The 13,443-nt window shown below is 53.8% G+C and carries 10 protein-coding genes; all 10 read right to left on the bottom strand.

What is annotated here, in order from left to right; translation table 11 throughout:
* Positions 1-36 precede the first annotated feature (36 nt).
* Entirely contained in the window at positions 37-1,410 is a 1,374-nt protein-coding gene (locus P40081_RS05620; RefSeq protein ID WP_042133969.1) for a sugar phosphate nucleotidyltransferase, read from the bottom strand.
* 1,062 nt (positions 1,411-2,472) lie between these two features.
* Positions 2,473-3,813, bottom strand: coding sequence for a UDP-glucose dehydrogenase family protein (locus tag P40081_RS05610; protein WP_042133965.1), 1,341 nt, complete (start codon positions 3,811-3,813; stop codon positions 2,473-2,475).
* 4 nt (positions 3,814-3,817) lie between these two features.
* Positions 3,818-4,918 (bottom strand): glycosyltransferase, encoded by a 1,101-nt coding sequence (locus tag P40081_RS05605; RefSeq protein WP_042133962.1) that lies wholly within the window; start codon positions 4,916-4,918, stop codon positions 3,818-3,820.
* Positions 4,919-5,020: 102 nt separating this feature from the next.
* Complete coding sequence (locus tag P40081_RS05600; protein WP_042133960.1) at positions 5,021-6,160, bottom strand: glycosyltransferase family 4 protein; 1,140 nt, start codon at positions 6,158-6,160, stop codon at positions 5,021-5,023.
* On the bottom strand, positions 6,157-7,347 hold the full coding sequence (locus tag P40081_RS05595; protein ID WP_042133957.1) for a glycosyltransferase family 4 protein: 1,191 nt from the start codon (positions 7,345-7,347) through the stop codon (positions 6,157-6,159). Before P40081_RS05595 ends, P40081_RS05600 begins: the two co-directional genes overlap by 4 nt.
* Positions 7,334-8,188, bottom strand: a complete 855-nt coding sequence (locus P40081_RS05590; protein WP_042133955.1) for a glycosyltransferase family 2 protein — start codon at positions 8,186-8,188, stop codon at positions 7,334-7,336. Before P40081_RS05590 ends, P40081_RS05595 begins: the two co-directional genes overlap by 14 nt.
* A 256-nt stretch (positions 8,189-8,444) precedes the next feature.
* Positions 8,445-9,824: an oligosaccharide flippase family protein gene (locus P40081_RS05585; protein ID WP_042133953.1), complete on the bottom strand. Its 1,380-nt coding sequence runs from the start codon at positions 9,822-9,824 to the stop codon at positions 8,445-8,447.
* The gene (locus tag P40081_RS05580; RefSeq protein ID WP_042133951.1) at positions 9,790-11,289 is read right to left on the bottom strand and encodes an O-antigen ligase family protein; all 1,500 of its coding nucleotides are present in this window, start codon (positions 11,287-11,289) and stop codon (positions 9,790-9,792) included. The genes P40081_RS05585 and P40081_RS05580 overlap by 35 nt, the downstream gene beginning before the upstream one ends.
* 31 nt (positions 11,290-11,320) lie before the next feature.
* Positions 11,321-12,094: a WecB/TagA/CpsF family glycosyltransferase gene (locus tag P40081_RS05575; protein ID WP_039302998.1), complete on the bottom strand. Its 774-nt coding sequence runs from the start codon at positions 12,092-12,094 to the stop codon at positions 11,321-11,323.
* The gene (locus P40081_RS05570) at positions 12,091-13,437 is read right to left on the bottom strand and encodes an O-antigen ligase family protein (RefSeq protein ID WP_042133950.1); all 1,347 of its coding nucleotides are present in this window, start codon (positions 13,435-13,437) and stop codon (positions 12,091-12,093) included. The genes P40081_RS05575 and P40081_RS05570 overlap by 4 nt, the downstream gene beginning before the upstream one ends.
* Between the last annotated feature and the right edge of the window lie 6 nt (positions 13,438-13,443).

The raw sequence follows: 13,443 nt of genomic DNA, 5'->3' as shown, positions 1-13,443 counted from the left end.
GGATTTGTAACAATTGGTTATATAGATAGATTAGACCTATGAAATGAATTGCTGCAAGGCGATATCTTCCCAATCCAAGGTGATTCGGATGTTATCTTCCTCCACCAGCTCAGAGCCGGTCTGCACTTCGATAAATTCCATATCTGTCAATGCCAGGATCGCATGCTTGGTGCCTTCCGGAATCCGTACGACATCCCCCGCCTTCACATTATGCATTTTCTCATTGAGCACAATGCTGGCTTCACCGCTGACAATGGTCCAGATTTCACTGCGTTTGTGATGCAGCTGATAGCTGATATTTTTACCTTCAGAGATAAAGATTCGCTTCGTCAGCACCTCATTGCCTTCCGCATATTTCACATAATCAATTACCTTGTAGTGGCCCCAGCGGCGTTCTTCGTACATCGGTCTTTGTTCAAAAGATTTCAGCACTTCTTTAATGCGCGGGCTCTCCGCCTTGTGCGTAACCAGAATTCCGTCCGGGCTGGCGGCGATAATCAGATCCTTCGCTCCGATCACGGTGATCGGAATGTCCAGCTCGTTGATCAGGCAGGTGCCTTCGGAATCTGCAGTGACGAAGCCTTTGCCGACATGATTGCTGGTCATTTCTTCAGTCAGCGTGTTCCAAGTGCCCAGATCCTTCCAGAATCCGGCGTAAGGCTGAACCACGATATTCTCTTCTTTTTCCACCACTTCGTAATCAAAACTGATGGAAGCCAGCAGTTTATACTGCTTCTGCAGTTCCTCATAGTTCAGCGGCAGTCCTTTGCGCTGCAGAATATCCAGCAGATAACCTAGACGGAAAGCAAACACGCCGCAGTTCCAGAGCGCGTTCCGGCTGATCAGCTCCTCAGCCTGCTTGCGGTCCGGCTTCTCCTGGAAGTGGCTCACCTGCAGATACCCGCTCGCCCCCGCTTCGGCGCTGGTAGGAATGATATAGCCGTATTTCTCGGAGGCATGCTCCGGAACTACGCCCATCAGCGCCAGATTGGCGCCGCTCTCCAGCATCGTGCTCTCCAGCTGCAGAACGGTTTCGAAGAAGGACGACTCCACATAAGGATCGACGGGCAGGATGGCTACCGTCTCGCTTGGTGAAACGCCGGCGACCGAATACAGATAAGCTGCTGTCAGTGCGATGGCAGGGAAGGTATCGCGCCGCTCCGGCTCAACGATAATCGGCACCCCGCTGCCCAGCTGGCTCTGAATCATCTCTACCTGGCTGCGGCCGGTAGCCAGGTAGGACGATTCCGCCATCCCTGTCTCCTGCAGCTGTCTCCATACCCGCTGTACCATGGATTCCGGTTCACCTGCCGGGCTTTCCAGTACTTTCAGAAATTGCTTCGAACGTGAATCATTGGACAAAGGCCAGAGCCGTTTACCAGAACCGCCTGATAGAAGTACTAGTTTCATAAGTGAACCCTCCTAAGTTTATATGATGTCGCGAAAATATCGGATTGTTATTGGGAGCTGGCTGCGTTTGCTTAAGCCTAAAAGCGGCTGTTATGAGGGTCACTGCAAGGAATGTTTGGACTTTCGGCCGCTGTTGTCTCCGGATTTCCTGATTTAAACCGCTTATCGCGGTAGAAATCCGGAGACAAAGGCGGACGCTAACGCTCCTACAGTTCCAAAATTCCTCTCCGTTCCATTACATAACAGCTGGCTTATTCGCTTCGCCCGCAGGCGAAGCTCCCGGCTAAAGATCCGGCTATTGCCGCTTGGTTGAGCGGCAATTGAATTAACTGCTGCCGCCTGCTTTTGCGGGGACAAAGCCATTTCACGCTTGTTCCAAGGCGGCGCCGCTCAACTAAGCGGCGGTGAGAGATTTAAGGGATTAAATGCATCTTGTTCCAAGGGATTTCCGCTCGCTGTAGCAGCGAAGGGGAAACATAACACTCTTGTTCCAAGGTTTTACGTTCACTTACGCGGCGGTGGAATCAAGAGCACTTTTGCCCCTCATTTCCTCCTTTGGCCCACATCCGGTGGAATCAAGAGCACTAATGCCCCTCATTTCCTCCATTGGCCCATATCCGGTGCATTCAGAGGAATTCATCCCTTAATTTTCCTGTACAGCACACTTTCGGCGGAATTAGAGGGGTTTTTCCCTTTAATTTCCCCGTACAGCACACTTTCGGCGGAATCAGAGGGATTTTTCCCCTTAATTTCCCCGTACAGCACACTTTCGGCGGAATCAGAGGGATTTTTCCCCTTAATTTCCCCGTACAGCACACTTTTGGCGGAATTAGAGGGATTTTTCCCCTTAATTTCCCCATACAGCACACTTTTGGCGGAATTAGAGGGATTTTTCCCCTTAATTTCCCCGTACAGCACACTTTCGGCGGAATCAGAGGGAATTATCCCTTTAATTTCCCCATACAGCTTACTTTCAGCGGAATTAGAGGGGTTTTTCCCTCTAATTTCCCCGTGCATCACACTTTCAGTGGGAGGCTGCGGGATCACTGATAGACCAAGAGCTTAGACCGCGCCAGCAACGCTGGCGGAGAATCCGCTAAGGCCGCCCATCTGCGGGCGTCCGACAGAATGATACTCCAGGCCGGTTCCTTCGATCTGCTCTTTGCTATAGACATTGCGGCCGTCGATCAACACCTGACGGCGCATGCTCTTCGCCAGCAGATGCAGGTCGATATCCTTGAACTGGCTCCAGTCGGTCAGGAGGCATACCGCATCGCTGCCTTCGGCAGCCTCTTCCGCCAGCCCGCACCAGCGAAGCTGCGGGTGATCATATTGCGCCCGGAAATTCTCGGCGGCAATCGGATCATAGAGCTTCACCGTGGCGCCTTCGGCTACCAGCGCTTCAACGATTTCACGGGCAGGCGCCTCGCGGACATCATCGGTGTTCGGCTTGAAGGCGAGGCCCCAGATACCGATGACCGCGCCGCGCAGGCTGCCCAGCGACTCATGGAGCTTGGAGATGATCATGAAGCGCTGGCCTTTATTGACCTCGACCACCGATTTCAGCAGCTTGAACTCGTAGTCCACGTTGCCGGCAATCTGGATCAGCGCATTGGTGTCTTTCGGGAAACAGGAGCCTCCATAACCGATACCGGCCTGCAGGAAGGTAGATCCGATTCTCCGGTCCATTCCCATGCCCTCGGCCACCTCGGTTACATCAGCCCCCACTTTTTCGCATATATTGGCGATTTCGTTAATGAATGATATTTTAGTAGCCAGGAATGCATTTGAAGCATATTTAATCATCTCGGCGCTGCGGATATCCGTGACGAATACATTGTCCGTGAAGCCCTGATGAAGCTGGCGCATCATCGGCTCAAGCTCAGGATTATCGAGTCCGATCACGATCCGGTCGGGATGCAGCGTATCGCGGATCGCGGAGCCTTCACGGAGGAACTCAGGGGCGGAGACAATGTCGAAGGGATGATTCGTGTGCGAAGCGATCAAATTGCGGATTTTCTCATTGGTGCCTACGGGTACGGTTGACTTGGTCATGATGACCTTGTAGCCTTCCATTGCCTGCGCAATTTCAATGGCTGCCCCTTCGATATATCTTAGATCCGCTTCACCGCCCGGCAGTGAGGGGGTCCCTACGGCAAGGATGACGATGTCGGAGCGGCGGACCGAATCCTTAAGATCTGCCGAGAAGCTCAGCCTGCCCTCGCGGAGATTCATTTCGATCAGTGCCTCAATACCCGGCTCATAGATTGGGGATTCCATCCGGTTCAGCTTCTCGATCTTCGCCTCATCCTTATCCACACAGATGACATGATTTCCGTTAAGGGTGAAGCAGACACCTGAGACAAGACCTACATATCCGGTACCGATTACTGCGAGTTTCATACAATCATCCTCCTTTTAGGAAATTGACGTAGGCCTGTTCCACATACTGCTTGAACTGGACCATAAACGCCTGCTCATCAAATTTACGTGCATGGCCCATAATCTGCTCGATATCCCACGCGTAGGATTCTGCTTCATCAATGGCCTGGAGCAGATCATCAACTTCCTGGTGCTGGAAGAACACGCCGTTGACGTAAGGAATAATCGTGTCCAGCGCTCCTCCGGCCTGATAGGCGATGACCGGTCTTCCTGCTGCATTCGCCTCCAGGGGCGTAATGCCGAAATCCTCTTCTCCGGGAAAAACAAAAGCCCGGCACTGCGACATCAGTCCTGTCACCTCTTCATCCTCCAGCCGGCCCAGGAAAGAGATATTATCCTTAGCCATGCCTTCCAGACGCTTGCGGTCCGGCCCGTCTCCCACGATGTACAGCTTCACACCGTTACGGTTGAACGCCTCCACTGCCAGATCGATCCGCTTGTAGGAAACCAGCCGGGATACGATCAGATAGTAATCTCCAATGGTAGGGGAGCTGGTGAAGCGTGCTGTATTGATCGGCGGGAAGATCACATCGGAATCCCGGTGATAATAATTCTGAATCCGCGTCTTCACGACGGAGGAGTTGGCTACGAACTGATTTACATTTTTGGAGGTACGCTGGTCCCAGTTCTTCAGCCGCTGCATATACACCTTGAGCAGTCTTTTGAATAATCCGGAATTCGACTGCCGCTCCATGTAAGTGTCATAATCCCAGGCGAACCGCATGGGGGTATGGCAGTAACACAGATGAAATGTAGACTCAGGCACCTGGATGCTTTTCATAAAAGCACTGCTGGAGCTAAGGACGATATCATACCCGCTGAAGTCCAAATCGCGGACGGCCATGGGATAGAGCGGCAGCACCCCTTTGAAATTCCGCTTCACGCCGGGGATTTTCTGCAGCCAGGAGGCCCGGATATCCGCATCTTTGAGGTTATCGGTCAGGCGGCTTCCGTTAAAAACCGTTGTGAAGATCGGAGCGTCCGGATACATGTGATGAAAAACCTCCACCACTCTTTCCGCTCCGCCCATTTGGATTAAGTAATCGTGCGCTATCGCAATTTTCATGTGAATCATCCTCAAAGTTTTATGGAGCAGCATCATCAAGCAGTGAACGCATGGTAGAAACGGATAGTGAAGCAAGTCTTAAGCATTGTCCAAGTACGAGGGTCAGGTAACCGCCAGCAAACCTTTGTAGTAAGCGACGATATCCTTGACCGTATTCTCGATGACAAAATGCTCTTTCACCCGTTTCATTCCATTATCCGCCATCCGTCTACGCTCTTCGGGATGGTTCAGCATCCAGGTGATGGAGTCTGCAAGTACAGTAGCATCTCCCGGCTGGATCAGCATTCCTGTTACACCAGGAACTACAATCTCAACCGGTCCGCCTTCATTGGAGGCAATCACCGGCAGTCCAGCCGCCATACCTTCGACGATGACCTGGCCAAACGGCTCGGGGGTGATCGACGTGTGAATCAGTAAATCGGCTTTGTTCATAAGTCCTTGTATATCATCTACATGACCCAGCAGGCTGACATTGGTAATGTTGCCTTGCTGCATCTGCTGAATTAATTCCTGTTTGTATTCCTCTTCCCCGAACAGCGCGTCTCCGGCAAGCCAGAACTTCACCCGGCTGTCATGCTTGAAGGCCTTGGCGGCTTCCAGTACAATATGCTGGCCTTTCCAGTGAGCCAGGCGTCCCACCAGCAGGACATTGAAGTCCTTCTGGTCCCGCTTGCCGATCCCTTCACCAATCGCTTTGGCAAAAGCGGAGTAAACGACCAGCGTCTTCTTCGACCGCGGCAGCTCCAGCGCATTCAGCGTGGAATGGGAATTGGCGATGACGCCGTTCGGCAGCAGGCGTGACAGCAGCCGGATCGCCTTGGCGACAACCGGCTTCAGGTACGGGGCTCCGATATGGTCCCGGATATGCCAGATCAGGGGCACTCCGGCTTTTTTGGCAGCCACCGCTCCGTAAAATGCCGATTTCAGCGAATTGGTATGCACGCAATCGACCTTCTCCTCTTTGAGCAGCGGAGCGAGCTTACGGCCGTAGGCCAGCAGCTTCATTGCAGCCGCCGGGGCGCCGAGGTTCACGGCATTGCGTCCGCGGCTGCGGATGCTCTCATCCAGCGGGATAATGCGGACATCAATGCCCTTCTCCCGCAGCCGTTCGGCCAAAGTGCCTTCTTCCGCCAGAATCACCAGCGGGCTAATCTGTTCACCGATGTTGGTGAGAATGTTGAACAAGGCAACCTCTCCGCCGCTCCATTTGGCGGTGTGATCAATATAAGCGACTTTGATCATCCTACGCTCACACCCTTTCCCAAAGTTTCGAGGAATACGGACTCCACTTGATCGCCTACATGCTGCCAGGTATATTTCTCCAGCACATGATTCCGGCATTCGTCACGGCCCGGCAGCAGCTTGCGGTTGCTCAGCATATGAATCATGCCTTCTGCCATATCGTCGCTGCCTGCACTCTTGAACAGCAGCTCCGGCCGGAAGCCCTGCAGAATCTCCTTGTTGCCGCCGACCGGAGTCGCCATTACCGGAAGGCCGGAGGCCAGCGCCTCCACGGTGATCAGGCCGAAGCCTTCCAGCGCCTGCGAAGGAACGACGAACATATCCGCCGCCTGATAATAGGAGGCCAGCTCATGATCGGGAATATAGCCCAGGAGCCGGACCTTGTTGCCCAGTCCGTAATCGGCTATTTTCTCTTCGAGCTCACCCCGCAGCGGGCCTTTGCCCCCGATCAGCAGAATTGCGTTCGGGAACCGCTCGGCAACCTGCTTCCAGGCTTCGAGCAGCTGCAGCAGCCCCATGCGGTTCATCAGCCGCCGGACCGTCAGCACGGTAGTTGCACCTTCCGGCAGATTCAGTGTCCGCCGGATCGCCAGCCGGTTGGTGGAAGGCACGAACCGTTCCACATTAGCCGCACCCGGAATGACGATGATCTTGTGCAGCGGCACCCCGTGCAGATCATGCAGCATACCCCGGAAGTATTCGCTCAGGACAATGAATTTGTCTGCCAGCTTGTAAGCCTTATGTTCAATCGATTTGGCAATCGTTGTTTTCACCTTGTGCCTGATGCCTTGACCTTCGATCTTCATCTCTTCATTCCAGGGGCCGTGGAAGGTCATAACCACCGGAATGCCCCGCTTCTTCGCTTCTATCGCCGGCCCGATGCCGTAAGGTGCGAAGTGGGTATAGAGGATATCAATCCGCCCGCTGCCGTCTCCCATCAGGTCCGCCGCCTTGCGCTGGAAGGCATCCTTGCGTTTCCAGATCGTCTCCTTGGGATCACCGGCGTTGTGGATGATCAGTTCCTTCGGGGTAGCAGGTGTCTCCTGACTACAGATCAGGGCATGCACCTGGTTCCGTGAGGAGAGCTGCTCACATACGGATTTGAAATAGGTGTTCAGTCCTCCGGGCTGTAACGAGGGCCAGCTGAGGCCGGTCGTCATAATGTTCAATCCGTCATTGTACGACATAGCTTCTCTCCCCTTTGTTCTCCTTGTCGGCCTGGCCCATGGCATTATGCCGGGTCAGCTTGCCGGAGCTGTGTAATTCGTAATGCTTGAAGCCGACCATGAATTCATACATCACCCAGAATATCGATACCGCGAAGCCTGAAATTCCTTTTTTGAATAATCCGTGCACGAAATACTTCTGCAGGAAACGTGCCGGCGGCCGCAGCAGCAGGTGGCTCAATTTGAACGGCTTGCCGCTTTCAAAGGCGCTTTGCGCTTCCAGATCCGTGTATTTGTTGAACCGGGCCACGTGGTCGTTGATGCTGCGGAAGCCTTGATGCCACAGCGTTCCGTTCAGCTTCACCGTCCGTTCCTCGGATACCTCGGGCATCTCATGCACCAGGCTGTTGCGGATGCCGTACTCCTTGCGGTTATACAGCCGCACCAGGTACTCACCCTTATCCAGCCATTTGCCGAGAAAATCACCAATCCGGTATAGCGAGAACGCTACGGTAGCATCCGTAAGTCCCGGCTTGCGCTCCAGAATATCCCGCGCCAGCTCTTCACTGACCACTTCGTCGGTATCAATCAGGAAGACCCAATCATGGACGGCGCGTTCCACTCCGAATTCCCTTTGCTTCGCATATCCGGGCCATGGGTTAACATACACCCGGCATCCCAGGCTCTCGGACAGCTGGACCGTCCCGTCTTTGCTGCCCCCGTCGATTACAACCACCTCGTCGGCGAACAACCGGCAGGACTGAATTGCTGCGGAGATTCGAACTTCGTCATCCTGAGCAATGATGACCGCCGATATCGGGTAACTCCCCCGGCCGCCAAGCACGCTTGTCATTGAATCCATGAAGGTATCCTCCTTTGCCTTGTAGGTCCGGTGTGTGTCGTCGCTGCGAGAAAAGTTTGGGCTTCCGGCCGTTGTTGTCTTCTGATTTCATTGATTGGACCGCTGTTTGCGGTTGAAATCAGAAGACAAAGACGGACGCTGACGCTCCTGCAGCTCCAAATTTTCTCTGCGCTCCTCCAAGCACCGTCCCTTGGTTTTTTAGCAGATAAGTCGCTCGCCTCGTATTCTCGGCTCGCTGAATCAATTACTTACCTGCTTACACATCCATAGGTTTCTTGCGAATATACGAATTCATCGTCGTCTTCAGCCACTGAAGGTCCTGGGCGTTAATAAGCAGCCGCGGAAGCTTAACCTTCAGGTTGTATCTGATATTAAGAATAATGAACAGGAACCGCAGCACTGCCGAGGAGAGCATGGCCACTCCGGCTCCGAACAATCCGAACTTCGGCACCAGCAGGAAGAGCAGCGGAATCACGAGGATGAGGCCGACTCCCTGAAGGATGGATACGAACTTCGGCTTGCCCAGCGCCATGAATACCTGGGCCAGAATCAGCGTCCCTCCGCTGATGGTCACTTCCAGCAGCAGCAGGCGGAACACGGTAAGCGCCGTATTGAAATCCTTGCCGTAGAGCAGAGGGATGACGAACGGGGCAACCAGCATCAGGAACACTGCGCCTAGCAGAGTACAGGTAGTACTGATCCGGAAAGCCTTGAAGGTAAGGGCTACCGCTTCGTCCTTCGACATCTCGGAGGCTTTGGGGAACAGGACCACCGTAATCGAATTGGAGAAGAAGTTGACCATTCGCGACAAGCTTACCGCAACCGCATAGAGCCCCAGATCGGCCGGCCGGAGCAGCCCGGCAATAATGATCTGGTCTATGTAATAAGAGAACTGTCCAAGCAGGTCATTACCATAGGAGCCCATACCGTAAGTAAACAATCTTTTGAAGTTAAGATAGGCATCCCGCAGCTTTACTTTGTAGGTGCGGAGCAGCGAGACCGTCATTCCGATGAACAGCGGAACCGACGGGACCAGATAGGCCAGCGCTGTTGTATAAGGATTCATGTGTCCGGTCAGGATGAGTATCCCAATCGCGGCCAGCGTCAGCAGGGGAATCAGATATCGCAGCCAGTTGAAGGTTTTGTAATCGCCTCTGAACTGGAACGCCGCATTATTGACCTGTGAGACCACAATCAGCGGACACAGGATCATCGACCACTGGGCGAAGACCACAACATCATGGCTGAAGGACTTCAGCCAATACGGGAGAACAATAATCCCGATGATCATGGCCATGGTTCCGAACACAAGTCCGATCAGCAGCGCCACCCTGTACAGCACCCCGGCTTCATCCGGGTTCTTCTTGGCGTTGTAGATCAGTGCCGAGGGGATACCGAAGCTCATGCTGAACGCCAGGAATTGTGACCAGTTCACCATAGCGGTCTGTTCCCCCCGACCTGTCGGGCCGAGATACCGCGCGGTCAGCACGCCGGTCAGCATATTGACCAGCAGAATCAGTACGCTGACGAACATTGTTTTGACGGCAGCCGAACTGTTGTCCTTACTCTTCGTGAAGCGCCGGAGGGAGGACCAGACTGTACTAGCGGGAAGTGATTTTGCGTTCAACTGCTGCATGTGGTATACCCTTCTTTCTGCTCTGAGTAATCTCTTTGGCACTGAGTCCGAGTCCGATCAGCATCCAGATCAGATAACCCTTAAGACCCGGAAATCCGTTATCCGATACCAGACTTACCACAGCCCCCATCCATGCCGCCAGCGACAGGCGGGCATAAGGCTGAAGATGATCCTTGCTGGTTACTCTGACGGCAATCTCTTTAATGACGGCCCCCAGGGCTCCGAAAAAGAACAATGCGCCGAGTACTCCGAAGGTAAGCAGCAGTGCGATCACACCGTTATCCATGTTCCCGTATTCACCAAGCTCCCCGCCGTTGCCGATCTTCGTCCCCTGTCCTACACTGCCGATACCCTGCCCGACCGGATTACCTGCCACCATCGGCAGCATGTTCGTCCAGAGGCTGAGACGTTCATTGTAGGAATGATCCTCCTGCACCGAGGTGAGGGTCTCCATCCGGGCGACCAGCCCCTCTGCCCCCGGCAGCTTGGGAACTATCGTGAACAGCGCGGCTGCCACGAATCCAAGCTGCAGCAGGGTTTTCCATTTGCCTTTGGATGGAGAGGAGGCAATGTACACCAGCAGCATCACCAGCAGGACCAGCCATGCGGAACGCACCAGCGTAGTCAGCAGGCAGACTACTACGAGCAGAACACCGATCCAGCGCAGTGTCCCCTGCCATCTTTTCTCCAGAATCATCGGGACCAGTGCGAAGACCAGGAAGGTTGCCGCCGGGCCCGGAGAATTCAGAGTGGAGAACACCCGGATCTCCAGGGGATACGGTGTGCCGATGGACATCATATCCGCGTTCCGCATCCAGAAGGCGTCCCACGGGGGAACCGTCAGATACTGTACAATTCCATATGCTGCAACCAGCACGGCGATATTCGCAAAAGCGTACAGCAGCCGGTCGATATCCTTCGGTTTGTACTGGGTTACCGCGAAGAACGGAATCAGCAGCAGTGGAACGATATAATTCGCCAGATCGTATACCGAGCCAATGCCGTTCTTCGCGAGGCCAATCATCGCGCCGTAGGCCAGCGCAATGGAGAACAGCAGCAGTATCCGGGTAGAGGATTTGCGGATCTTGTGAATCTCCTTCAGCACCGGAATGGCTAAGGTAGCTCCGGTGAGCAGGGGAGCCAGACTCAGCAGTGATACGGAGTGATACACCCCTTCATACCAGTCTGCGATCCGCCGCAGCTCCGGGGCAACCGCCCAGATCAGCAGCGTGTAAGGAATCAGCATCCGTGTATTCAGCAGCGCCAGCAGGAAGGCCGGGAAGAGGATTCCTGCCAGTATCACTCCCTGCAGACTGTTCGATGAGCTGAGCTTCGCACTGGCGAAGCCGATCAGCAGCGGCAGAATCACTGCTGCGCCGCAGATCATGGTCATCACTGCCGCTGACTTCACAGCTGATCTAGAGGGAAGACTCAGACTGTTCTCATCCCTGCTTAGCATCTTCATTCCCCCGCCTCCCGTCTCCGCCGCTTCTCGTTTATTGCGATTTGCTGTTCTTCACTTTATCCCGCTTGCGCAGCTCCTTGAGGAGCAGCACCAGGAACTGGGCATCATCGACCAGGTATCTTTTCCATAGACGGCCCGGCTCCTGACTGAGCCTCCACAGCCATTCCATTCCGGTTCTCTGCATGAAATCCGGAGCCCGTTTGACCGAGCCTGACAGGAAGTCGAAGGTTGCGCCCACACCGATCGAGATCGGCGCCTGATAAGAGGTATAGTGACGGTATATCCATTTCTCCTGCTTCGGCGCTCCCACGCCTACGAACACAATATCCGGCTGACTCTCGGTCAGCATCTGGATAATCCGCTGGTTCTCTTCTTCGTTGTGCTCAAAGCCGTAGGAAGGAGAATAGCAGCCGACAACATTGATACCCGGATAAGCTGCTTTCAGGTTCTTCGTCGCCTGCTCCGGCACGCCTTCCGCTGAGCCCAGGAAGAACAGCCGGTATTTCCTTTGTTCAAAAGCATTGCCCAGCCTGCTGAACAGGTCCGCTCCCGATACCTTTTGCTTCAGCGGCTTACCGAGCATTTTGGAAGCCCAGATGAGCGGCATTCCGTCTGCCACAACAGCTCCGGCTTCGGAATAGACCTCCTGGAACTCTTTGTCCTTGCGGAGCTTGATCACATGATCGACATTGCATGTCAGGATGTAGGACTGGTTCCTTTCCTGAATCGTTTTGTCAATGTAATCGAGCAGGTCCATGAAATCATAGTTATCGAAATTGACATCGAACATATTCACTTGGTTCATCGTATCACTTCTTTTTGTGGGGAATCGGCCAGCTGTGAAGATCGATACAGGCAGTTCAGGTACCAACAGAACGGAATGATGAATTGGACCGTCGACAGCGTGTTATCTGTAAATGAGTAGATCAGAAACGCTGCTATAAAGAGCAGATAATAAGGTTTGACCGGCGGTGCCAAAGCCCTGTACACCAGAAGGAACACAGCCAACAAGGAAAGCAGCAGCAGGATTGCGCCGAAATACCCTCCATCGAAGTAGAAGCGGATATACTCATTGTGAGGAACAACAAACCCTTTGTAGAGCGATCCGTCATTCGCCACCGTCACCGCTCCAAGACCCCGTCCCGCATAGGGGGAATCCTCCGCTTTGTTCAGGAAGTACTCCCAGGCTTCCGCACGCCCTGACAGGTCGACCCCCGTTTCCGTCGTACGTTCGAAGGAACGTTTCTTGATGTTATCGAGCTGCAGGTATACTGCCGAGGTGATCACGAGCAGTGAACACAGCAGCGGGATTAGAAATTTCGTTTTGCCTTTTAAATACTGGCGGGAGATGTCGTAGAAATAATAGAGCACCATCAGGACCAGCGCCAGGATCGGCCCCCTTGTCCCGGTTCCAATGAGAATCAGGAAATTCAGACCCAGCATTGTGTAGTAAAAGCGGATATGCTGCGGGCTTCGCTTAATTTCAATGAACGCGATCGCGACTCCCATGAACGCCAGCATAGCCAGATGCGCCGGAATATTCGCCCCCTGAATCCGTACTGCGCCGGTGAATTCGATGTCGAGTAAGGAATGCAGATGAGCCGCCTGCAGCACCACTCCGGCCAATACACTGACCAGCGGCAGCAGGGTGATGATGCGGATTTGCTTCTCAGCCACCTCCTTCTTCCAATTGATAAGCAGGAATACGAAGGGCAGCGATAATCCGATAAAAGCTTTGACTGCAATCGATGAGCTCATCTCCGGCAGCCAGATGGAGAAGGTGAAGGTGATGAAGACCAGCGCCAGCATCGCCCACAGGGGCTGGCTGAGCCGGAACTTCAGGCCGTTGACCAGAATGCACGGCACCAGCAGCACCAGGATAACCAGTTTGTAGAGTGAGAGAATCTCAACACCGAACATACTGCCGCTGAACAGGAAATTAATCGAGACTGCGGTGGTCAGCAGAACGAAGTAGCTGATCAGTTCCGGACGGGAGATGGAGACGAACAGCAGCATAATCAGGAGTACAGCAGCTACGGCTATGACCGGCTGGTAGATGACCGCTGCCCCCAGGAATAATGCGGACATGAGATAGAGCATTCCGTATGGCAAAGCGTTTATTTTGGAGCCCCATTCAAAATTAGTCATGTCACG

The organism is Paenibacillus sp. FSL P4-0081 (assembly GCF_000758565.1).
GTDB classification, from domain to species: Bacteria; Bacillota; Bacilli; order Paenibacillales; family Paenibacillaceae; genus Paenibacillus_AQ; species Paenibacillus_AQ phytohabitans.
The sequence above is the reverse complement of the archived record's forward strand: the minus strand, read 5'-3'. Positions and strand labels throughout refer to the sequence as shown.